The sequence below is a fragment of the Flagellimonas ochracea genome, from assembly GCF_009903685.1.
Lineage (GTDB): Bacteria > Bacteroidota > Bacteroidia > Flavobacteriales > Flavobacteriaceae > Flagellimonas > Flagellimonas ochracea.
Genome location: NZ_JAAABI010000002.1, coordinates 663,971 through 687,285, shown reverse-complemented (window position 1 = coordinate 687,285; position 23,315 = coordinate 663,971). Strand labels below are relative to the sequence as shown.

At 41.5% G+C, this 23,315-nt stretch carries 23 protein-coding genes; 8 read left to right on the top strand and 15 right to left on the bottom strand.

Annotated elements, in window-relative coordinates:
- The first annotated feature begins 8 nt into the window (after positions 1–8).
- From GTQ34_RS08725 to GTQ34_RS08715, 3 genes are all read left to right on the top strand, one after another.
- Positions 9–572, top strand: coding sequence for a DNA-3-methyladenine glycosylase I (locus GTQ34_RS08725; protein WP_166523387.1), 564 nt, complete (start codon positions 9–11; stop codon positions 570–572).
- A 236-nt stretch (positions 573–808) separates the two neighbouring features.
- Positions 809–2,467, top strand: a complete 1,659-nt coding sequence (locus GTQ34_RS08720) for a solute:sodium symporter family transporter (protein WP_166523386.1) — start codon at positions 809–811, stop codon at positions 2,465–2,467.
- 17 nt (positions 2,468–2,484) lie between these two features.
- Positions 2,485–4,143 (top strand): alpha-glucosidase, encoded by a 1,659-nt coding sequence (locus GTQ34_RS08715; protein ID WP_166523385.1) that lies wholly within the window; start codon positions 2,485–2,487, stop codon positions 4,141–4,143.
- Position 4,144: 1 nt separating this feature from the next.
- Here the strand turns inward: GTQ34_RS08715 and aat are convergent, their stop codons facing one another.
- The 3 genes from aat to GTQ34_RS08700 are packed head-to-tail and all read right to left on the bottom strand — an operon-like array spanning position 4,145 to position 6,602.
- Complete coding sequence (gene aat, locus GTQ34_RS08710; RefSeq protein ID WP_166523384.1) at positions 4,145–4,807, bottom strand: leucyl/phenylalanyl-tRNA--protein transferase; 663 nt, start codon at positions 4,805–4,807, stop codon at positions 4,145–4,147.
- Positions 4,808–4,838: 31 nt separating this feature from the next.
- A complete protein-coding gene (locus tag GTQ34_RS08705; RefSeq protein ID WP_166523383.1) occupies positions 4,839–6,218 on the bottom strand; it encodes a short-chain fatty acid transporter in 1,380 nt (459 codons plus the stop codon).
- Between the two features lie 6 nt (positions 6,219–6,224).
- Complete coding sequence (locus GTQ34_RS08700) at positions 6,225–6,602, bottom strand: DUF3127 domain-containing protein (RefSeq protein WP_166523382.1); 378 nt, start codon at positions 6,600–6,602, stop codon at positions 6,225–6,227.
- Positions 6,603–6,725: 123 nt separating this feature from the next.
- On the opposite strand from GTQ34_RS08700, the gene GTQ34_RS08695 reads away from it, so the two are divergent.
- Both GTQ34_RS08695 and GTQ34_RS08690 read left to right on the top strand, forming a co-directional pair.
- Entirely contained in the window at positions 6,726–7,877 is a 1,152-nt protein-coding gene (locus GTQ34_RS08695) for a sensor histidine kinase (RefSeq protein ID WP_166523381.1), read from the top strand.
- 3 nt (positions 7,878–7,880) lie between these two features.
- On the top strand, positions 7,881–8,231 hold the full coding sequence (locus GTQ34_RS08690) for a hypothetical protein (protein ID WP_166523380.1): 351 nt from the start codon (positions 7,881–7,883) through the stop codon (positions 8,229–8,231).
- On the opposite strand, the gene GTQ34_RS08685 is transcribed toward GTQ34_RS08690, so the two are convergent.
- Both GTQ34_RS08685 and greA read right to left on the bottom strand, forming a co-directional pair.
- The gene (locus tag GTQ34_RS08685) at positions 8,224–8,616 is read right to left on the bottom strand and encodes an HIT family protein (protein ID WP_166523379.1); all 393 of its coding nucleotides are present in this window, start codon (positions 8,614–8,616) and stop codon (positions 8,224–8,226) included. The genes GTQ34_RS08690 and GTQ34_RS08685 overlap by 8 nt on opposite strands.
- Before the next feature lie 65 nt (positions 8,617–8,681).
- Positions 8,682–9,158, bottom strand: coding sequence for a transcription elongation factor GreA (gene greA, locus GTQ34_RS08680; protein ID WP_166523378.1), 477 nt, complete (start codon positions 9,156–9,158; stop codon positions 8,682–8,684).
- A gap of 188 nt (positions 9,159–9,346) precedes the next feature.
- Between greA and GTQ34_RS08675 the strand changes: the two genes are divergently transcribed.
- Positions 9,347–9,790 carry a Rieske (2Fe-2S) protein gene (locus GTQ34_RS08675; RefSeq protein WP_166523377.1) on the top strand — a complete coding sequence of 148 codons (444 nt, stop codon included), beginning with the start codon at positions 9,347–9,349 and terminating at the stop codon, positions 9,788–9,790.
- Positions 9,791–9,794: 4 nt separating this feature from the next.
- Here GTQ34_RS08675 and GTQ34_RS08670 read toward each other — a convergent pair whose 3' ends face one another.
- From GTQ34_RS08670 to GTQ34_RS08645, 6 genes are all read right to left on the bottom strand, one after another.
- Positions 9,795–10,793, bottom strand: coding sequence for a Gfo/Idh/MocA family protein (locus tag GTQ34_RS08670; RefSeq protein ID WP_166523376.1), 999 nt, complete (start codon positions 10,791–10,793; stop codon positions 9,795–9,797).
- Positions 10,794–10,838: 45 nt separating this feature from the next.
- Entirely contained in the window at positions 10,839–12,962 is a 2,124-nt protein-coding gene (locus GTQ34_RS08665) for a TonB-dependent receptor (protein WP_235915015.1), read from the bottom strand.
- A gap of 395 nt (positions 12,963–13,357) precedes the next feature.
- Complete coding sequence (locus tag GTQ34_RS08660) at positions 13,358–15,457, bottom strand: DUF4301 family protein (RefSeq protein WP_166523374.1); 2,100 nt, start codon at positions 15,455–15,457, stop codon at positions 13,358–13,360.
- The gene (gene pnuC / locus GTQ34_RS08655) at positions 15,418–16,053 is read right to left on the bottom strand and encodes a nicotinamide riboside transporter PnuC (protein WP_208103864.1); all 636 of its coding nucleotides are present in this window, start codon (positions 16,051–16,053) and stop codon (positions 15,418–15,420) included. Before pnuC ends, GTQ34_RS08660 begins: the two co-directional genes overlap by 40 nt.
- Positions 16,037–16,297, bottom strand: coding sequence for a YkoF family thiamine/hydroxymethylpyrimidine-binding protein (locus tag GTQ34_RS08650; protein ID WP_166523373.1), 261 nt, complete (start codon positions 16,295–16,297; stop codon positions 16,037–16,039). The genes pnuC and GTQ34_RS08650 overlap by 17 nt, the downstream gene beginning before the upstream one ends.
- A 30-nt stretch (positions 16,298–16,327) precedes the next feature.
- A complete protein-coding gene (locus tag GTQ34_RS08645; RefSeq protein WP_166523372.1) occupies positions 16,328–16,984 on the bottom strand; it encodes a 4'-phosphopantetheinyl transferase family protein in 657 nt (218 codons plus the stop codon).
- 71 nt (positions 16,985–17,055) lie between these two features.
- Here GTQ34_RS08645 and ahcY point away from each other — a divergent pair, with 71 nt between their 5' ends.
- A complete protein-coding gene (ahcY, locus tag GTQ34_RS08640; protein WP_166523371.1) occupies positions 17,056–18,372 on the top strand; it encodes an adenosylhomocysteinase in 1,317 nt (438 codons plus the stop codon).
- Between the two features lie 72 nt (positions 18,373–18,444).
- Here the strand turns inward: ahcY and GTQ34_RS08635 are convergent, their stop codons facing one another.
- Complete coding sequence (locus tag GTQ34_RS08635) at positions 18,445–20,340, bottom strand: M61 family metallopeptidase (protein WP_166523370.1); 1,896 nt, start codon at positions 20,338–20,340, stop codon at positions 18,445–18,447.
- 201 nt (positions 20,341–20,541) lie between these two features.
- A complete protein-coding gene (locus GTQ34_RS08630) occupies positions 20,542–21,123 on the bottom strand; it encodes a DUF3332 domain-containing protein (protein WP_166523369.1) in 582 nt (193 codons plus the stop codon).
- A 144-nt stretch (positions 21,124–21,267) separates the two neighbouring features.
- Here GTQ34_RS08630 and GTQ34_RS08625 point away from each other — a divergent pair, with 144 nt between their 5' ends.
- Positions 21,268–22,380, top strand: a complete 1,113-nt coding sequence (locus GTQ34_RS08625; protein ID WP_166523368.1) for a D-TA family PLP-dependent enzyme — start codon at positions 21,268–21,270, stop codon at positions 22,378–22,380.
- A 59-nt stretch (positions 22,381–22,439) separates the two neighbouring features.
- Here GTQ34_RS08625 and rpmA read toward each other — a convergent pair whose 3' ends face one another.
- Together rpmA and rplU are read right to left on the bottom strand one after the other, a co-directional pair.
- A complete protein-coding gene (gene rpmA / locus GTQ34_RS08620; RefSeq protein ID WP_166523367.1) occupies positions 22,440–22,700 on the bottom strand; it encodes a 50S ribosomal protein L27 in 261 nt (86 codons plus the stop codon).
- Between the two features lie 24 nt (positions 22,701–22,724).
- Complete coding sequence (gene rplU / locus GTQ34_RS08615; protein ID WP_166523366.1) at positions 22,725–23,276, bottom strand: 50S ribosomal protein L21; 552 nt, start codon at positions 23,274–23,276, stop codon at positions 22,725–22,727.
- Between the last annotated feature and the right edge of the window lie 39 nt (positions 23,277–23,315).

Genomic DNA, 23,315 nt, shown 5'->3' with positions numbered 1-23,315 from the left:
AAGTACAAATGGAAAAACATCGCTGTGGTTGGTGTGTGGGAGACCCGCTATACGAGGAATACCATGATCTCGAATGGGGAGTACCTGTAAAAGATGATGCCACACTTTTTGAATTCTTGATCTTGGAAACCTTTCAAGCAGGACTTAGCTGGATCACCATTTTGAGAAAACGAGAGAACTTTCGGCAAGCCCTAGACGATTTTGATTATAGAAAAATTGCCAACTACAACGAAGACAAGATTGCAGAATTGCTACAGAATCCCGGTATCATAAGAAATAAACTAAAAGTGCGCGCCACAGTTTCCAATGCCCAGGCCTTTATGGAAGCACAAAAGGAATTTGGAAGTTTTAGTGACTACATTTGGGATTTTGTGGATGGAAAACCCATCAAGAACACATGGAAAAATTATAAGGATGCACCGGCTACGACAACTCTTTCAGACGTCATTAGCAAAGACTTAAAAAAGCGAGGGTTCAAATTTGTGGGCAGTACCGTCATCTATGCGCATATGCAGGCTACGGGCATGGTGAACGACCATGAAATAACCTGTTTTAGATATCATGAGGTTTAGCCCTTTTTGTTTTTTCCCATAATTGGCTCGATATAACTTATTTTTTGTAAGTATTTGATTTTTAATTATATAGTTAATTCCTGTTTTGTTTTTCAGTTATTTCATTACAACTTTACACGTGATGTCAACAACGCTTATGGGTCCCCCCAGCACAAACTTACAAGCCATATTTTTACAAACACATAGAAATTTCTCTATCTTGCTGAAATCAACACAAACTAACTTGATTCACTACCATGGGAGTACTTACACTTATTTCTTTCACGGGATTCACACTATTTGTTGCCGTGGTGGCCTGGTATGCCACCCGTAAAACCGATGAAAAATCAGCTGATGGATATTATTTGGGAGGGCGCTCCCTCGGCGCTGTAACTATTGCAGGGTCACTGCTGTTGACCAACCTTTCAGCAGAACAAATTGTAGGGTTGAACGGGCAGGCCTTTTCTGAAGGACTTATGGTAATGGCATGGGAGACCCTAGCGGCTATAGCGATGGTTTTTACCGCCATATTTTTGCTCCCCAAATACATGAAAAAAGGGATTACCACAATTCCAGAATTTATAGAAAATCGATTTGACAAACAGACCAAGGCACTGCTCTCCATTCTTTTTCTTTTTGCCTATGGTGTGGTGCTTTTACCAACTATACTCTATTCTGGTTCGCTGGCGTTCAGTACCATGTTCGACCTGCCCAATGTGCTGGGCATGGAACCATGGACCGTGATTTGGATTTGTGTGTGGTCCATAGGTTTAATAGGTATGGTGTACGCTATTTTTGGTGGGTTAAAGGCTGTTGCTGTATCCGATCTCATCAATGCCATCGGGTTGTTGGTAGGTGGTCTGTTAATACCCGTTTTTGGATTGATGCTTATTGGAGATGGAAGTTTTTCACAAGGACTGGATACACTCTGGGAATCCAATCCGGATAAATTCGTAATGAAAGGTGCGGTGGACTCCTCAATCCCCTTCGGGACTGTTTTTACCGGAATGATGCTTGCCCAAATTTACTATTGGGGGACCAATCAATCCATTTTGCAGCGTGTTTTTGGTGCAAAAAGTTTAAAAGAGGGACAAAAAGGAATGTTGCTTGCCGGTTTTGTTAAGTTCCTCATCCCCATCATTGTGGTGGTTCCAGGTATTATTTCATGGCATGTTTTTGATGGCCAGCTGGAAAATGCGGATCAAGCTTATCCTGCTTTGGTTGCAAAGGTGCTTCCTGCGGGATTAACAGGTTTCTTTGCAGCAGTACTTTTTGGAGCGGTCCTAAGTTCTTTCAATAGTTTGCTGAACAGTAGTGCAACCTTGTTTGGTTTCGATCTTTATAAATTCTTCTTCAACAAGGAAGCCACAGATATGGAAACGGTAAAGGCAGGGAAACGATTTGGCCTTGGACTGGGAATCGTTTCCATGATCATTGCTCCCTTTATTGCCAATGCTCCAGACGGCCTGTTCAGTTACATTCAACAATCGTTGGGAAGCTTGAGTGTTCCTATTTTGGCCGTGGTGATGACAGGAATTTTGACCAAAAGAGTTCCTGCTTTGGGTGCCAAGGTGGTGATGATTGGAGGAGTGATTCTTTACTTGATCAGCTTGTTGATTTTGGAACCCAATTTTAGGGAAAGTGCCGTTGCACTTGCACAGGCCCAAGGTATAACCGATGTTTCACAGTTGAGCATAATAAAAGCTGAAGCCTATCCACATTATCTTCACGTAATGGGCATTTTATTTGTGTTCAACATTCTGGTGATGCTACTCTTCGGTAAAATAAGACCCAAAAAAGAAGTGACAAAAGAAGAAAGTACCGATGTTATCGATATTACCCCTTGGAAATATGCTTTTGTCGTTGGTGCCTTCATTTCTATTTTGGTAATTAGCACATATTTTGTCTTCTCTTAATAAGCCAGGACAACTTGATGAAAAAAAAATGGTGGAAAGAGAGCGTGGTGTATCAGGTATACCCGCGTTCGTTTAGGGATACTACGGGAAATGGCGTAGGAGATATTTGGGGAATCCTCGAAAAGCTGGATTATATTAAATCTCTTGGGGTTGATGTGATTTGGCTTTGTCCGGTTTATGAATCTCCAAATGATGATAATGGTTACGACATAAGCCATTATCGTAAAATTTCTGAGGATTTTGGAGGTCAAAATGCCTTTGACGAACTTTTGGAACAAATGCATAAAAAGGGGCTTAAATTGGTCATGGACCTAGTGGCTAACCATACCTCTGATGAACATGCTTGGTTTCAAGAAGCCAAAAAATCAAAAGACAATCCCTTTAGGGATTACTATATTTGGAAAGATGGAAAAAATGGTGGGCCGCCCAACAATTGGACTTCTTTCTTCAGTGGAAGTGCTTGGGAATATGATGAAGCTACCCAGCAATATTACCTACACTATTTCACCAAAAAGCAACCCGACCTCAACTGGGAAAACCCCAAAGTGAGAAGAGAAATTTTTGACGTTGTCGAATATTGGTTCGAAAAAGGGGTTGATGGTTTTCGTATGGATGTAATTTCCCTGATTTCAAAACCCGAAGGCCTTCCCAATACCAAATATGAGAAGTTCCAGGATACCATTGTACACGACTATGCCAATGGGCCCAAAATTCATGACTATCTCAAAGAGATGAACCAAGAAGTTCTCTCAAAATACGACATCATGACTGTTGGTGAAGGTCCTGGAATCGATTTAAAAAATGGCCCTTTATATGTAGGCGAGGAAAGAAAGGAATTGGATATGGTGTTTCATTTTGACCACATGTTCATCGATTGTGGAATTGGTGGCAAGTACGATCCCCAACCTTTTACCTTAAATGATTTTAAACAAGTCTTTACAAATTGGGACGATGTCCTAAAGGATAAAGGCTGGGGAAGCATTTTTCTGGGCAATCACGACTTTTCGCGCATGGTCTCACGTTTTGGGGATGATGGCCGGTACCATCAAGCTTCAGCTAAACTTTTGGCAACCCTTTTACTTACGCTTCGAGGTACCGTTTATGTGTATCAAGGGGATGAGATCGGTATGACCAATGTTGCCTTTGACAGTATTTCGGATTATAATGATGTAGAGACCCTTAATGCTTGGAAAGAAGCCGAACAGCAGGGTGAAGATATGGATGCATTTCTATCCATAGTTCATTCCCAAAGTAGGGACAATGCCAGAACACCTGTACAATGGAATGACGATAAAAATGCCGGCTTTTCCAAAGGAGAACCTTGGTTAAAGGTAAATCCGAATTATACTCACATCAATGTGGCAAAACAAGAACAAGACCCAAACTCCATTTTAAATTATTACCGTGAAATGATTGCCTTTAGAAAGGCCAATCCCGCTCTAGTTTATGGAAACTATGCTTGTTTGGATGAAAATCATGGGCAGTTATATGTGTATCGCCGCTGGGATGCAGATGGGGATTTTCTGGTACTGCATAATTTTAGTGATGCGCCCCAAACCTTTAACGCGGATTTAAAAGAAAACAACTACACTTTGGCCAAATCCAATCTCAATACCAATAAATTGAATAATTTTAGTTTGGACCCTTGGCAGAGTAAGATATTGAAGATAGTGTAGCTCAGGATTGTAGGATTTCCAAGAATTTTGCCCTCGGTATTTCCTCAGCACCAAGACTTTCCAAGTGATTCGTGTACACCTGGCAATCTATCATTCTATATTTCTTTTTTGCCAGTTCTTCCGCTAACTTGATAAATGCAAACTTGGATGCGTTCGGGGTGAGGCTGAACATGCTTTCTCCACAGAAAACGTGGCCTAAATCCACTCCATAAAGCCCGCCAACCAATTTTTCATTTTCCCAAACTTCATAAGACTTGGCATATCCCTTTTTGTGCAATTCCAAATAAGCAGATTTCATGTTTTCCGTTATCCAAGTACCTTCCTGACCCTTACGCTCAACTTGGGAACAGGCTTCTACCACGGCTTCAAAACAAGTGTTCTGAGTGAGATTGAACTGTTGGCTACTCATTACTTTACGCATACTCTTCGAAATTTTTATCCTTTCGGGAAAAAGGACCATTCGAGGATCGGGGCTCCACCACAGAATCAGGGCATCCTGATTGAACCATGGGAAAATTCCGCTTTTATAGGCAAGTAGCATTCTTTCAGTGGACAAATCACCCCCAACAGCCAACAAACCATCCTGATTTGCTTGTTCAACAGGAGGAAACTCCAACCGTTCTCCCAAAAAATATAGGGGGAAGTTATTTCCGTTATTTTCCAAGGGCTATTTTTTTATAAAAATACGAATAGGTCTAAAAAATCAGCAGCCCTGCTAAATAAATTAGGCTTCCTATTATCATAAAAATAAGGGTATAAGGCAGTATTTCCTTAGCCTTTAATCTGGTAATCCCCAATAGGGGAAGTGCCCAAAAAGGCTGTAACATATTGGTTACTTGATCGCCGTAGGCCAAGGCCATTACGGCTTTGGGCAAAGGAACACCCAATCGCAAGGCCGACTCCAAGACCAGAGGACCCTGAACCGCCCATTGTCCTCCTCCGCTGGGAACGAAAATATTTACAAGTCCTGCACTAAAAAAAGTAAAAATCGGTAGTGTGGTTGAGGAACTTATCGACACGAAGAAATCGGAAATTGCATTGATCATTCCGCTTCCGGCCATGATTCCCATAATGCCAAAATACAAAGGGAATTGAATCAAGATTCCCGCCACATCTCCAATTGCCTCTTCCAAGGCTGTCAAAAAACTCTTGAAACTTCCGTGAAGGACAATGGCCAATCCCAACATAAAAAAGTTGAGCATGTTCGGCGTAATGTTCAAGGCTGTAAGAGCAGGTAGGTATTGAAGCAAGAAAACGAAAAGAATCAATAGGCCAAAACAAGTGGAAAGCCATTTTGAATAGTCCAACTTTTCCGCTCCCTTCAATTTTTCCGTCCCATCATGGGATTTGAATTTGTATTGAGGCAAATCAATTTGGGTGGCGTCTGTTCTTTTTCCCAAGTAATAGGCGGTTATGGAGATTGAGGCCACGACAAGGGCGAACACTATGAGGTTCCAATAGCTGAAAACGGTCAAGGAGGTAGGTATTGACTCTGGCAGTTTGGACAATAATCCTGTTTGGGAGACTCCTTGCATCAATTCAGTCAAGTGCCCTTCTTCCGACACCTTGATGGGTGCAGACCCACTGATGCCTCCATGCCATACCATCAGGCCTGTATAGCCACAAGCTCCAATCAATGGGTAATTGATTGGAATGTTGCGTGATTTTGCCGATTCTCCCGCTTTTCTGGCCAAAATTGCCCCAAAAATGAGACCAAGTCCCCAGTTAAAAAATGAGACCAACATCGTTGGCATGGCTACCAGTATGGCAGCATTCCACGGATTGGTAACCAATTTTGTGATGCTCAGGATTAGGTTTTCCATAGGTCGGCTAAGCACCAGCACGTGGCCCAAAACCAAAATGAGCATCATTTGGTAGGCAAATACCAAAAGACCCGTGTTCCAAATCCCATTTTCCCAATGGGACATAATGTTGAAAAAATGGTTTTCCCCAGATGTGTTCTCAGTAAAAACCAGTGCCATTACCATGGCCACAGCAGTAAGCAATACAGCTATGGTGAACGGGGTCGGCAGAAACCTCTTAAAAAGTTGCTCTATTGCCTTGGTCGCACCCAAAACAGATTAGAATGGTAGATCGTCGTGCTCCTCTTCGTTTAAATCCTCGGCTGGTTCAAAGGCCTCCATGGGTGGAACAGGTGGCATGTTTTCACCTCCCGCTGCGGCCTCAAGGTTTTCAATACGCCAACCTTGTATGGAGTTGAAATATTTGGTTTCCCCTTGGGGATTTACCCATTCCCTGCCTCTAAGATTGATACTCACCTTCACTTGTTGACCCTCGTTGTAGTTGTTCAACAAATCACATTTATCTTGAACAAATTCCACCAAAATATGCTGTGGATATTGCTCTTCTGTGGTAATTACCATTTCTCTTTTTCTGAAACCATTGCTACCGTAGGTTTTGGTTTCATCTATCATTTTTATTCTTCCTTGAACTTCCATGTAAGCCAGTTTTTATAAGCTTCAAATGTACATAAAATGAGCCCTATTCTGAATTGTAAACTAAAGGAAGTATCAACATGTTTTCCATTTTCCGCTATCTTTATTCACAATTCTACCAAAAAAATGAACTTTAGCCCCAAGAAGAAAGCTTCCAATATTGTGCTGTTGATTTCAGCCTTTGTTATTGTTAGCCTCATTTTGTGGAACACCAATAGTTTTTTCAAAAAGTTTAAGGAAGAGGAGCGGTTAAAAATGGAGATTTGGGCCACGGCCCAATTGGAGCTCATCCAATCTTCAGTAGATCAAGAATTGGGCAACCTGACCCTTAAAGTTATGGGCAACAATACCTCTACCCCAATGATTCTGGTAAATGAAGAGGGTTCTTTTAAAACTCATAATATTGCGGAAGAAAAAGCTTCTGACAGTGTTTACATCCAAAGAAAAATAAGGCAGTTCAGAAGCGAGAACGAACCCATACAAATTGTTCAGGAGGGTGAGCTTTTGGAAACACTCTATTATGGCAATTCTGAGGTTTTGAACAAATTGAAATATTACCCATTGGCGCTATTGTTGATCATATTCCTTTTTGGTGCCGTCATTTTCTTTTTCTTCAAGACCAATAAGGCATCGGAGCAAAATAAATTATGGGCTGGCATGGCCAAGGAGACGGCCCACCAAATTGGAACACCGCTGACCTCCCTTTTGGGCTGGAACGAATTGTTGAAAACGGAAAAAATCAACCCAGAGATTACCAAAGAAATCGAAAAAGACATCAATCGCTTGCAATCCATTACCGAGCGATTCTCCAAAATTGGGTCTATTCCCGAGTTGCAAGTCCATGATATTGTGGAAGAAACAGAAAAAGCCTATCAGTACCTGAAACAAAGAAGTTCGAAACTGGTCCATTTCTCCTTTAGCTCAAATATAGGGGCCGTTCCTGTGCTAATGAACCCTCCCCTATACAATTGGAGTATTGAAAATCTGGTAAAAAATGGTATCGATGCCATGAAGGGAAAGGGCAGCATTGGTATTCAAATTGAGAAGAAGGGTAGCCATGTAAACATTCTTGTTTCGGACACAGGTCACGGGATTCCCAAAAGTGATTTTCAAAACATCTTCAACCCTGGTGTAACTACCAAAAAAAGAGGCTGGGGTCTAGGACTTTCCTTGGTTAAGAGGATTGTGGAAGAATATCATAAAGGAAAAATTAGAGTACTTTCATCCAATAAGGAAGGTACCATTATGCAGATTACCCTAAAATCAAATGAACAATGAACTATGGCAAAGGAAAAGAGAATTGCAATCAAGGAAGCCGATATTACCAATAACTGTCCTGAGTGCTTCAACCAAGAACTGAAAATCAGTTTTTATCAAAAACATACGTACAATGCACTATTTCATAGGACCACGAATCAGGTTACCCATGAAATACAATGCAAAAAGTGTCATTCCATTATCTATCCTGTCAACTGGACGCCTGATATTGAACGTGTGTTCGATTACTACAATAAGTTGGTCGAGCCAGATAGCGCCTCGGTGAGGTTCACTTGGCTGTTTTTTGCTCTTCTTATTTTAATGATTGCCTTGGTGGCTGCAGGCATTTACCTACGTATGGAAGGGCTTATTTAAGATGCTCCCGGATTCTGGCCGCGGTACTTTCAAATACTTCTGGGGTCATACTTTCCTTGTACCGAAAAGTAACATTTTGCATGCTATGCAAGGGAATCAGGTGTACATGCACATGGGGGACTTCCAGGCCAATGACTGACATGCCCACCCGTTTACATGGAATGGCGGCCTGTATGGCCTGGCCCACTTTTCTGGAAAATGCCATTAGTTTCATGTAATCTTCTTCATCCATGTCCAACAACTTGTCAACTTCTTTTTTGGGAATACAGAGGGTATGCCCCTTAGCATTTGGATTTATATCCAGAAAGGCAAAATTGTCGTGATCCTCAGCAATCTTGTAGCAAGGAATTTCTCCGTTGATGATTTTGGTGAATATGCTTGGCATAAGCTGGTTTAAAATGAAAAAATCCTGTCTATTGACAGGATTAAATATACGGATTTTGAAAGCTTCTATTCTCTTGTTATTTCTAAAATATCAAACTTTAATATTCCATTGGGCACCTGAATTTCGGCGGTATCACCAACCGATTTGCCCAGCAGCCCCTTACCTATTGGGGAAGTCACGGATATTTTCCCCGATTTAAGGTCTGCCTCACTTTCCGCCACTAGGGTATATTTCATTTCCATACCATTGGCTTGGTTCTTCAATTTTACAGTGGACAATACCAAGGCTTTGGAAGTATCCAACTGGGATTCGTCTATCAATCTGGCATTGGACAATGTTTCTTCCATTTTTGCTATTTTCATTTCCAGTAGTCCCTGTGCTTCCTTGGCGGCGTCATATTCCGCATTTTCTGATAAGTCCCCCTTGTCCCTGGCTTCTGCAATGGCCTGTGAGGCTTTTGGCCGTTCCACGTCCTTTAACTGGTTAAGCTCATCACGCAATTTCTTCAATCCCTCTTCTGTGTAATAAGATATTTTACTCATACCGTCATTTTTTAATACAAAAGAACACTGAAGGAAACAAAAAAATTCCCCTCAATGCACTACTATTTGGCAAATACAAAAAATCCTCAACGATTACCATGACCTGCACGGTTTTTTTGCGAGGATTTAACGCAAAGATAGGTATTTTTTGTTCAACTTTGTTCTTGCAACCCTTTGAAATACATGCTATGAGGCGCTTTTATGGTTTTGTGCTGCTGATTTTTTTATTCTCATGCAGTTCAGATAGTACCAATAGAAATCCTTTTCTTCAAGAAGTGGGTTTTCGGTTCGATTTGAATTTGAACCTTCCTTTGTATAGCGGATTGAACAACATTGGCAATCCCGTATATGTGGGCAACAACGGTGTAGGTACTCGCGGTGCATTTGTAATGAAAGCCGGTTTGAGCGGAACGCAATTTGTGGCTTTTGAGGCCAGTTGCCCCAACCATGCCCCTAACAGTTGTTCCACAATGAACATTGAGGGCCAAACCGTAGTCTGTGATTGTGAGGGCTACACTTATAGCCTTTTTACAGGACAACAGCTGGATAGGCCAAATGATGGCAATAGGTATTACGACTTGCTTTTCTACAGGGCTACCCAAAGTGGAAGTACAGTAACAATTTCCAATTGATTGTTCAAATCCTGCCCAATATTTTATCCATAACCCAACTGGTATGCAATCCAGTTTTTCCTATTGATGGATGGGGTTTGAATCCTGAAAGATGACTTTTTATATTCTCCACATGGTATTGTTGTATATGCTCAGGATTAGGAATATCCAACTTTTTGATCCCACTATGGTTTTCCAAACTAATTGGAGCCTCATCCAGCACCGAAAAACTGATCCTACCCTTAGCACCTAAAATCTCCACTTCATCTGAACGATCATTACTGGTAAAGTCCCAAACTCCTTTACCCATTATTCCGTTCTTATGCTTCCAAGAGCCGGAAACTAGATCAAAAGCAGTGTACAATCCTAGTTGATTGGTCGCTTCTCCATGGGCTTCAATAATGTCTCCCAGTAAGAAAATGAATAAATCCAATCCATGGCTGGCCAAATCATCAAAATATCCTCCCATTGCAACTTGCCCATCCGTTCGCCAGTTATATTTTCCTGAAAAATCTACCTCGTTCGGTGGTTTGGTCTTTTTCCAATGAATATGCTCTACATCGCCTATTTGTCTTTCTTTCAACCACTGCTTTATTTTAAGAAACCGGGGCAGCGACCTTCTATAATAGGAGATAAAAAGAGGAATATCCCTTTTTTGGAAAGCCTCAAAAATTTCGAGACTATCCTTAAAACTTGGGGCCATGGGTTTTTCTATGCAGCAAGGTTTGCCCTTGGCCGCCACTTGTAATGCATACAATTTGTGGGAATCGGGAGGTGTAGCAATATAAACCGCATCAATTTCTGGGTTTTCAATTACTTCTTTTGCATTTGCTGTCCAGTTGGGAACATTGTGCCTTCTGGCATAGTCTTGAGCCTTTTTGGCGTTTCTCCGCATTACCATGCGTACTTCAAATCCAGATGTGATTTGATAGGCGGGGACACTCTTTTTCTCGGCAACACTTCCGCAGCCAATCACGCCCCAACGTAAGGGATTTATTCCCGAAAAAGATAAAGGGGATTCCATCACAGGTTAAAAGTAAAGAATCCCCTATAATTGTTGTGGTTTGTCTTAAAAATTGAATGTCGCACCTACCAAAAAATTGATTCCCGCTTGGGGATAAAAGCCTGCACCTTCAATGGTGGTCACCGTTCCCGGATTGGTAAAATCGTCGTCAAAAGTAAAAAAGTATCCGTTAGAGACTATATCCGCATCAAATATGTTATTGACCAAGCCAGAAAGTACAATACTTTTAATGAAGGAGTTAGTCTGCAGTTCGTATTGCACATTAAAATCGGTTTGTGAATAGCTGTCCAAAACGGAAACCTCTGAGTCAATATTTCCCATATACTGCTTGCCCACAAATTTGGACAGCAGGGACAACTGAAGTTTTTGATTGGGCTGAAAAGATAAGATGTTTCCAGCCACAACTTGAGGCGAATAGGCAATACGGGTGTCGCCTAGATTCTGTAGTTCGCCATCCCTTTGGAAGACAAAATCGATGTTTTTGTTATCGCTCAACGCAATATTAGAACGAATTGACCATTTGTCACCCAAATCAACATTAGCATCCACTTCCAATCCTAATCGGTAACTGTCCCCTACATTGGCACGCAGAGGTGCCCCAACATCGTTCAACTCACCCGTTAGCACCAGTTGGTCTTTGTACCGCATATAGTATACATTGGTGTTTACCTGAAAATCTGGCGATACATAACGCCACCCCAACTCAAAATCGTTTAGTCGCTCAGGTTTGGGATTTCCATTTTCATAGTCGTTTCTGTTAGGTTCCCGGTTTGCCCTGGCATAGGAAAAATATAGATTGTTGTTTCGGTTTAAATCAAAAGTGACCCCAGCCTTAGGGTTAAAGAAATTGAATGTGTCATCCACCAAACCAGTATCTTCGCCATTGGCTTGATAGGCTACTCCGCGGTATTGTAAGTCCCCAAAAAGAGACCACTTTTGAGCCAATTGATAATTTGCCTTTACATAAACATTTAAATCTGTTTTTCTGGAGTTGTCATCGTAGTACCTGTCCCGAATTTGGCTATCAGTGGCAAAACGAGCCCAGATTACTTCTCCAAAGTGGTCCCCTTCATAAACATTGTACCCTCCACCGGGAATTAATTTGAGGTTTCCTTTGTCGTAGATTGCGGAAAAAACAACACCGTAAAAATCATTGTCCAACCATCTCCTTCGTATCAAATCTGTGGTGTTTACCTCTTCCCCATTCACGTTTATGGGTTCAAAACTGTAGGTTTCAAAGTCATCATCTTCTCGAAATTGCTCAAAATATCCTCTCCCCTTTGTGTAATGGAGGGCCAAATTGGTGTTCCAATATTCATTGATATTCTCGTTCCAATGCAACTGAAAATGGTCTTGTTTATAGTTGTCCTCTTCCTTGTCATAGAATTGGGTATTTCCATTATCATCGGTAAAGATACCCGCTGGATTAAAGGTCCTGTTTGTTTCTAAGGTCTCGGCATCGATACCAAACCAAGATTGATACGTAATTTCATGACCTCCAAAAAGCAATGCTTTGACAAGTGTATTGTCATCTTTGTATACTCCCTGCAGGAAATAGCTGTCCAATTCGGAGCTCGCCCGATCAATATAGCCGTCGGATGTAATTCTTGACAGCCTTCCAGAGAGTTCAAAATGGTTATTGAGGATACCTGTGCTGAACTTTACATTGTTGCGCAGTGTATTGAAGCTCCCCATGGAAGTTGATATTTGCCCATATGCTTCTTCGGAGAAGGCATCGGTCAAAAGGTTCAAACTGGCCCCAAAGGCTCCTGCACCATTGGTGGACGTGCCAACACCCCGCTGTAATTGAAGGCTTTGGGTTGAGGAAGCGAAATCCGGCATGTTTACCCAAAACGTACCTTGGGATTCGGCATCGTTATAAGGGATTCCATTGATGGTGACATTTACCCGTGTGGCATCGCTTCCCCGTACTCGAATTCCAGTATAGCCCACTCCAGAACCAGCGTCCGAGGTGGTTACCACCGCAGGCATATAGTTCATCAAAATTGGAATATCCTGTCCCAGATTCCTTGGAGCGATTTCCTCATTTTCCAGGTTGGAAAATGTAATGGGAAATTCCTTGGTCACCCGAATGGCCTGGACCAATACCTCGTCCAATATGATTTTTCTGTTTTCCAGAGAATCCTTTGACTCTTCTTGGGAATGCATCGCAAGGGCCAAGCCAAGAAAAACAATCGTTGTGGAAATAGTTTTAACGCGATTGTTTATCGCATAATTTTTTGGTCGCCTTACTCCGCTTTTTGGTTCAACGGTCTTGTAATGAATAATTGAATAGAGCAGTTTCATTCGTAAAATTTTTACGAATAAAAGGGGCCATTATTCTTGTTGCTATTTGATTTTTGTTTCTAAAGAAACTTAGAATTCCAAGATGCGCTTTGCGCATTCCCTTGGCGGCATTACCCGCCCAGGTTCATTGGGTATAATCTCAGCCTTTTTTCAAAAGCACCCCTTTGAGATAGTGCAAAGGTAGCACCTACCATTAATATTTCATAATCAAAGTAACATTGTTTCAACAGAAAAAGCAATGCACTATTTGTCGCAAATTAAACTTGGTGGGTAGGTTTCAAGAGGTCGTTTACTGTCTTCACCGGATTAAAGGTAATCAAGGGCACTTCCACAAAAATGGTGTTCCAGTAGGCCATGGCACCGTTCCAAAGTCCGGGAAGTTCCAGAGCCTTGAGTTCTTTGCCCTCTTTGGTCTTGCCCGTAATAAATCCTTGTTTGGTATCCACGAAGTGCAAAAGGTCGAACTTTTCTCCTTTGTGATTTTTCACCCCACAAACAATGTCCACGGGATTAAAATGGGTAGAATTTTTAAATATGCCCGCTTGTTCTGCATTGGACATATCAACTTGTGCCGATTCAATGATTTGAAGGGAAACTTTGCCCTCGGAATCTGTGACCCAAAATGGTCCACCACCAGGTTCCCCTTCGTTTTTGACCATCCCACAGATTCTTATAGGCCTATCTATGCTTTTGTTTAGAAAAGCAGACTGTTCTTCAGCTGATAAGCTTGCATAATGGTCTGGAAATCTAACATTCAACTCCTTTTCCAAAAAGGTTTTTATCATATTGGCCTTATCCGATGAGATTTCACCTTTTTCCAAAAGTTTAGCATATGCAAACGCTTTATCCTGCACTTTTTTAAGCACCCCTGCCAGCATTTTTTTGCTGTTGGACACTTTTTCAAGATTCTGCTCGATTACCACATTATCTATATTTTTAATGAAGATGATGTCGGCATCTTGATCATTTAGGTTTTCAATCAGGGCCCCGTGTCCCCCAGGCCGAAAAAGAATAGAGCCATCATTGTTCTTGAATGGTTTGTTTTCCATATCTACTGCAATTGTATCTGTAGATGGTTTTTGATTGGAATATGTTATATGAAAGGAAGTGTCAGTAGAGGATGCAATCTTTGGGGAAACTCTGGATTCTTCTTCTTTGAACATGTCATCATGCTGTTCGGAAACGGTAAAATGAAGATGTGCATTGCCGTTGGTCTTTGCATATAGTGCGGCTTCTTTTAGGTGTTCTTCAAAAGGGGTTGCGCTGCCATCTTTATAGCGGTGAAAGGGCAGCAGCCCTTTCGGAAAAAAGCCATAGTTCAACCCATCCTCCATCAACATTTCTTTCACAAATAGATAGGCCTCTTCATCTTTGCTGGATGCTTTGCCAGCTATTCTCTCCATGATGAGGTCGTAAAAAGGAAGTTGATGCATGCTTCCCGTAAACTGCTTTACATCTTTGTCGCCTGTGCGCTCTATGTAATCGGCCAGAGTTTCTTCATCTGAATCATAGGTGTCCAAAAAATTGAACATGGCCTTAAACATCCGTGATGCAGCTCCGGAGGCTGGTACAAACTTGAGCAGGTTCAAATTACCTTGATTACGCTCAAAATAGTGCGCCAATTCTTTCTCCTCCTCTTCAGAGAATCTAAGAATTCCATCCGACACCACGGCCGGTTTCACCAAATTGACAAAAGGGATTCCTTCCTTAAAGGTTTGAATCTGATTCGCTACTTTTTCTTTTGAAATTCCTTTATCTTTTAGTTGTTCCAAGTCTTTTGGACTTAAGTCTATCATGTTTTTCAGCAATTTATCTATGTGTTTTACGGCTGTTCTAAACCGGGCCCTTTTATCCCCTTTTAAGATAACAAAATTCCGATTGTATTTCTTTAAGGTATCTTTAAAATACTTGAACATCCGTTCACGTTCATGTGGCTTGTCACGAAGGTCATCTTTTTCCCAAGGTGTATCGATATAAGTAAGTAGATAAAGGCCATATTGGTTGTGCAGGGCATACTTCTCTAAAACTGGATTACAATATCCCAAATAATAGGCTTCGGAATATACCTTGGTCTCCAATAAGTCTGTATCACAAATGAGTACATTTTTAGCTTTTTTGGACAATTGGTTTTCCAGATTCATTTGACCGTAGGCTATGGGCAATAAATCATGGGGCTCACAGGTTTTTTGTTCCCGGTCCCATTTATCTTGTAGATACTGACGTGCGTATTCGGGCACCCATTGGGTATGGTAGTGTTCTGCCAAGTCCTTGGCCAAGGTAGTCTTGCCTGTGGACTCGGGTCCGAAGAGTACAATTTTTATGAGGTTTGAGGGCTCTTGACCAAGCTTTTCTTCCATACCAAATATCCCTGAACAGCCAATATAGTAAAAATGAGGTACTGTAATGAAAACATCCCCCACCCCCGATAAGCATATAGAGGTACGGTGATCAGGTCTCCCAATATCCAAAGCGTCCAATTTTCCAGTTTTTTGTTGGCCATGTACCACATAGCGGTAAAAAAGATGCCCGATGTAAAGATGTCAACGTAGTTGGTAGGGGCAATTTCTGCTCCAAAACCTTTGTAAACAGCATAGGTGACGAATATTGTAACCAAGAACAAACCTAAACCAATCCATTTTTCTCGGGCATTGGTTCTTGAAATGTGCACCACCAACTCCCTATTTTGTTTTCTACGCGCCCAATTCCACCAGCCATATATGCTCATGATGGAAAAGTAGAAATTCATCATCATGTCCCCCAAAAGTCGGTCAATAAAGAAAATATAAGTGGTAATTGCCGTAGCGACCAATCCGGTGGGATATACCATTATGTCCTCCTTTTTAGCGTAAATGACGCTAGCTATTCCAAAGAAAAAAGCAGTAGCCTCCAATATGATCAAAGAAAGTTCCCTTTCTTGATACGGTCCTAAAAAAAACTCAAAAATGGGGCTCATATTTGCTTCTATCCGATTTTACAATCTTCATGGTCAGAACCACATGTTCCAGTCTGTAAAAGGTTTGTTTAATTTCTGATTGAAGCAGTTCCATAACAGTATCGTAGTCCCCATAAATCTGTGTGCTCAAAGGGTTTTCCAGTATTGTTAGTCCTGAAGCCCGTAATTTATTTATAAAATCAATGATGGGAGGTTCAAAATCATCTTTAAGAGGGGTCAAAGTGAGCTCAACGGATATATTCATGGGCTATGCGGCTTTTGTCCGGCAAAACTACTAAAAAGACTGCTGCCCACCATCCAACATTTTAAGGGCAAAGACACAAGTAAAGCCCTCAAATTCCAAAAACTCGATTTCGTAGTACGTTTTTCGCCCTTTATACAAGATTTCACCCAGCGTGCGTGCATCATCAAATGCAAAATCGATGATATTAATGTGTCTTAAAAAACTAAGGCCTTGCTGAGCATAAATTTTGTACAGCGACTCCTTGGCTCCCCAAACAATGGTCAATTTGCGAATTACGGCCTCCGTGTTGGCCAACGTACGATATTCTTCCAAAGGGGTGAACTTGTTGGCGATACGAAGAATCTTTTCCCTTTGCATCTCAATATCAATGCCCACCTCATCGGTACTGCTCACAATAATTCCCGTAAAGTTATGGGAATGGGTAATGGAGATATATTTACCATCTTTTAAATGGGGCTTTCCAAAATCATCATAAAAAAGGTCACTATCAACGTAACCGGCCTCCGCCATTAAGTGCCGTATGCTCAAAAATCCTCTACGGTGTGTTTCAGATTTCATCCCATCCATCCGATTTTGGCAATGCGGTGTGAGCACTATTCCGTCAGACAACACGTCTTCTCTTTCTGTGACTTTCCAGATATAGACCGAAGTAGTGGGGGAAACTGTTATGGTTTTGTAAATGGGCACGACTAAACTAAGTGATTTCGTATCTTTGCTCCGCTATAAAGCGAAGCTACAAAAGTAAAATTAGATAGAGTATGAGCACAAAGACAATTTCATATGTACCTTATAAGGTTAAGGATATTTCCCTAGCGGCTTGGGGACGAAAAGAGATTGAATTGGCCGAGGCGGAAATGCCAGGACTTATGGCCTTGCGAGAAGAGTATGGACAAGAACAGCCCCTAAAAGGAGCACGGATTGCGGGCTGCCTGCATATGACCATACAGACCGCTGTTTTGATAGAAACCCTAGTTGCCCTTGGCGCCGAAGTCACCTGGAGCTCCTGCAACATTTTTTCCACCCAAGACCATGCGGCGGCGGCTATTGCTGATGCTGGCATTCCTGTTTATGCATGGAAGGGAATGACCGAGGAGGAGTTTGATTGGTGCATTGAACAAACCTTATTTTTTGGAGAAGACAAAAAACCGCTGAACATGATTTTGGATGACGGTGGTGATCTCACTAACATGGTTTTGGACAAATATCCAGAATTAACAGCTGGGATAAGGGGACTTTCTGAAGAGACCACTACCGGCGTACATCGTTTGTATGAGCGTTTTAAAAATGGAACCTTGCCCATGCCAGCCATCAACGTGAACGATTCTGTGACCAAGTCCAAGTTTGATAACAAATACGGATGCCGTGAGAGCGCTGTGGATGCCATTCGAAGGGCCACGGACACTATGCTGGCCGGAAAGCAGGTAGTAGTTGCCGGATATGGTGATGTGGGCAAAGGAACTGCAGCATCTTTCCGTGGAGCCGGAGCCATTGTCACAGTTACCGAAATAGACCCTATTTGTGCATTACAGGCGTGTATGGATGGTTTTGAAGTGAAAAAATTGGAATCCGTGGTCCAAAAGGCCGATATCGTGATTACGGCTACAGGAAATAAGGACATCATTCGTGAAGAACATTTCCGGGCCATGAAAGACAAAGCTATTGTTTGTAACATTGGGCATTTTGACAATGAAATTGATATGGCTTGGTTAAATGATGCCTACGGCGATACCAAGGATGAAATAAAACCCCAAGTGGACAAATACACGATTGAAGGAAAAGATTTGGTCGTTCTGGCTGAAGGTCGTTTGGTCAATTTGGGTTGTGCCACGGGCCATCCGAGTTTTGTAATGAGCAACTCGTTCACTAACCAAACCTTGGCCCAAATTGAGCTTTGGAACCACAATGACAACTACGAAAACAAGGTGTATACCTTGCCCAAACACTTGGACGAAAAAGTGGCAAAGCTACATTTGTCGCGCCTTGGGGCTGAGTTGACCGAACTGAAGCAAGACCAAGCTGAGTATATCGGCGTCACCGTTGAAGGGCCTTATAAGCCTGAATATTATAGGTATTAGATTATAGTCGTACAACCCAAAATAAAAGCCCCGGTTTTGTAACCGGGGCTTTTATTTTTCAAAGGTTCCATACTATCCTTTTAACCAAGCTTTGCGCAACTCTTTTTGAGCTTCAGTAGCATTTGGGTTTTCCAACAAGGTAATGGCCTTGGTAAAGGAGGGCGTTGTTGTTGTTTTTATCATAATTTCTTCATCTCCCCGTAATAGAACCACTTCAACTTCTTTGCCGGGTTTCCATGAAAACATATCACCAAAAACTTGGTTCGCATTCGCCAAACTCACTTCGGTTCCATTAATGGATTTGAAGACATCCTCTGCCTTGGCCCCATTGTCATTCCAGAAACTGTTGTTGGCCACAAGTTCGTTGAACTTTATAGCTCTTTTTATGGGATCTGCTCCTACAATAATATTGCCGGCATTTTGAATGTAGCTGGTCTCTACCTCGGCCTCGGCAAAATAAAGTCCTACTTTTTCAAATATTTTGTCATAATCAATTGGCGTGGTTCCCACTACATGGGTGTCAAAAAACTCACCAACTTCCGGATAAGTCATTTTGGTGATTTCATCAATCAAATTATCATCTTCAAAAGGCTTGTTTTTACCATATTTAACAGAAAGCTCACCCAATAATGAACGAAGACTTCGCTGGCCTTCACTGTTCTCTCGCATCAAAATATCAATGCACATGCCTATCAAGGCCCCTTTCATATAGACATTGGCATAGTTGTCCTTGTATGGATTTTCCAAAATGTTTTCGCTCATTTGCGTAAAGCTCATGGTATCGTCATAGTTGGATTTTGATGTGTTGATTTTCTCCATGGTACGGACATAGAACTCATCTCGGTCAATAAGCCCTTCATATACCTGAAAGTGCTGTGCAAAATATTCTGTTACACCTTCATAAAGCCATAAGTGTTTGCTAAAGGTGGGGTCGTTATAGTCAAAATAATGCACGTCTTCAGAATGTACTGACAGGGGCGTAACGATATGAAAAAATTCATGGGCAACCACATCAATCATAGATTCGGCCAAAGCCTCGGGTTGCATTTGCTCCGGAAGAACCACCACTGTTGAGGTATGGTGCTCCAACGCTCCAAAACCCTTTGGCGAATCCGCCTTTTCAGTATCTGACAAATACACCAGAATATCATAACGTGGGGTGCTATTCAAATCCCCTAAATATCTTTTCTGTGCCTGCATCATTTCAATCATTATTTGTTTGATTTCAGAAGCCTTATGCACCCCGTTGGGTGAAAAAACGCTCAACACTATTTTGATGTTCCCTACCATAAATTCCTCTACCTCTGTTTCCCCAAACATCATAGGGTTATCGGTAACCTCAAAATACCGGGAGGCGAAAAATGTTGAAGTTTTTGTGGCCCCATCCTCACTTTGTCCTGAATTTATTTCTTGCAGCGGTGAAGTATAATTAAAGTCGGTAGGGGAAGTGATATCTATCTTATAGGAATTGTTCCGCAGTTCATCAAAATAACCCACAAAACCATGAAGATTCAACATCACCTGTTTGGGCTCAATGTTAGTTCCTGATGGCGAAAAGGGCACTTCCTCTCCGATACCCCCTTCTACTTCCTGATCAAAAGTATCGTTTACGGCATACGCGATTTTATCCAAATTCTTGGCGTTCGTGAGAATCCACGTATTGGTGTCCATCTTGCTGACCTGTAATTCATTGCCGTCATAATCATAGGCTTTAAATGCTTCCACATATTTTCCAAAATCAGAAACAGCATAGGTACCCTGGACCACTCTTGGCAATCTATAGGTTACCGTATCTTGAACAAACCTACCAGGGTCAATGGTCACATCGACCTTGTCGTCTTGAATATTGACCAAGTCCATTTGGGCATTTATGGGGTTGTCCGTTGCCAGATCATTGATCAGGTTTTTGGTGCCACAGGAGAGGATTGTTGCGAGGGCAACAGCGAAAAGTCCAAACTTTTTAATCATTGCTTACAATTTAAATAGTACTAAAATTACAGAGAACAAAGTCTCCGACTACCATTGGTAGTCGAAAACTTTTTTTTGTTACATTCATGGACATCTTTTAAACCAACTTTGTTATTGACTCTAAACACCTAACACACATTTATAAACAACAAACCCATGGCGGGTACCATGGGTCTTTGATTCGTTAATCTGTGGGCAGGCTCAATCCGCTGCCAAAATCCCTTCGGAATAATAGCAGGTTTTGCTCTGTTGTAAGATAGCCAATCCTTCTTCTCTAGTTTTTAATGGGTCAATCTTTATTTGTTCCCCATTGGGCATGTATACAATGTAAAATCCTTCCTCGAAGGAGGATAATTTGATTATTTCACCATTAGGACGGATAGCATTCCATGATTTTTCATCAGGCTTGTAAACCAAATCCAGTTTTTTTCCTTTTTTGGGCCCATCGACCACAGCAATCTGTACACGATTTTTTGTGGCCACCATTTTAAAGGTGTTACCCTCGTGTTCCACCATCTGAGTTTCGGACTCACCCGGTTTCATGGCAATCGGATTGGACCCAGACCAAAATTCAATCACATTAAAAATTATGGCATCTCCAAGGAAAAATAGCTCGTAAACAGGAACAATCCACAATCCCCAGAAAATAAGGTTGTCCAAAAACTTACTGTCAGTCAGCCCTTGGTTCCAATCCTTCAAATTGTTAAAAGCACGAAAAGATCCCAAACAGCTGGAGAACAAAATCGCACTGCATAGTAGTAAACAACTAATTGCTTTTTTCATCATGTAAAGATTTATGGTTAATGTTTTTAAAGCTACAAAAAGATCTAAACAGTTTTTTGCTCTATCCAACCGAAGTTTGAACGAAGTATTTAGTTTCCTTTAATTGGTGAAATGCTTACATTGGGTAACTATAAAAAAAGAAGTATGAGCCCTGACTGGTTTAAAATTGAAAACATAGAAATTGTTGACTCCCCCTCAATAGTTCTGTATTTGGACTATCTTAAATACAACATAAAAGAAATGCTTTCCCTAATCGGTGGGGATGCATCCCGATTGATGCCGCATGTAAAGACCAACAAAATGCCCATGGTAATGCGACAATTGTTGGATTCTGGTATTTCCAATTTTAAAGCTTCCACGATTGCCGAAGCCGAAATGGCTTCTAATGCCGGTGCCGAGAGCGTATTGATTGCCCATCAATTGGTAGGGCCTAAGATAGACCGCTTTCTGAAGCTTATTGCGCATTTTCCGGACACTCAATTTGCAACCATTTTGGATGATGTAGACACAACTCGATCATTGAACACAAAAGCCTTGGATAAAGGATTAAATGTATCTGTTTATATCGACATCAATAATGGTATGAATCGTTCCGGAATCAAAGTAGGTGCTGGTCTAGATAAGCTGGCAGCTTTTATTGAAACCTGTGATGCTCTAAAGTTTAATGGGTTGCACGTATATGATGGCCATCTTCGAGACAATAATTTTTCCATACGAAACCAAAAAATTGAAAAAGGTCTGGAAGAGGTAAGCGCATACTTTGATACTTTAAGGGAGAAACATCCAGATATAAAAATGATTTGTGGAGGAACTCCTTCATTTACTTCCCACTTAAAACAAGAAAACAGGATTACTAGCCCAGGGACCTGTGTGCTTTGGGACTGGGGTTACGGAGAAAAACTGACTGAACAGAACTTCAAATATGCGGCCTTATTGGTAACCCGGATTATCTCAAAACCTACGGAAGAGATTGTTACGGTAGATTTAGGCCATAAATCAGTGGCTTCCGAAAATCCGATTGACAAGCGGGTAAAGTTTCTCAATCTGGACAACTATGAACTGCTTTCACAAAGCGAGGAACATGGCGTGCTTAAAGTGGCCGATTGGCATTCTTTGAAAGTTGGTAGTGTCCTCTATGGTGTTCCTTACCACATTTGCCCCACTATCAACCTACATGATGAGGTTTCCGTTATTGAAAATGGAGTAAAAACCGATTCTTGGGAAATTACAGCAAGAAAAAGGAAAATTACGTTTTAGTGCTAAAAACAAAAACTCCACCGCTGGGGTGGAGTTTTTGTTCTATTTAAAAGTTTTTCTTACGCTTCAAAAGGTTCGATGGAAACAAAAGATTTTCCACCAGCTTTCTTTTCAAATTTTACAAGACCATCAACTTTGGCATGTAATGTATGGTCTTTTCCGGCGTAAACATTTTCACCAGGATTATGCTTGGTACCACGTTGTCTTACGATGATATTACCAGCAACAGCAGCTTGTCCACCAAAAATCTTAACGCCCAAGCGTTTCGATTCTGATTCTCTACCGTTTTTTGAACTACCTACACCTTTCTTATGTGCCATGATATATAATTTTTAGTTCTTTTCTTATTTACTTAGCGCTTCTATCAACTCGGCTTTCTTCATGGAAGAGATTCCAGAAATTCCCTTTGCTTTTGCCATTTCCTTCAATTCGGCCACAGTTTTGGAGCTTAAGTCCTCTGTAGCTTTGGGAGCTGATTTTTTGGGGGTTGCTTTTTTAGGGGCTGCCTTTGGTTCAGAAGCCTTTTTGGTTTCTGCAGCGGGCTTTTCAGCTTTGACTTTTGCCGGTGCCGCTTTTTTACCTCCTTTGGCAACAATGCTTTCCACAACAATTTCGGTCAAGAATTGTCTATGACCGTTTTTCTTGCGGTATCCCTTACGTCTTTTCTTTTTGAAGACGATAACCTTATCTCCTTTTAGGTGTTTTACCACTTTGGCCTCAACGGCCGCACCTTCTATGACCGGGGCGCCTACAGTAACGTTTCCACCATCTTCCAAAAGAAGAACCTTGTCAAAAGTGACTTTTTTTCCTTCCTCGGTCTGCAAACGGTGAACGTACACTTTCTGGTCTTTCGCAACCTTAAATTGCTGCCCTGCCATCTCTACAATTGCGTACATAATGCGTTTATTAGATTTAAAATATTGTCGCTTTTCCAA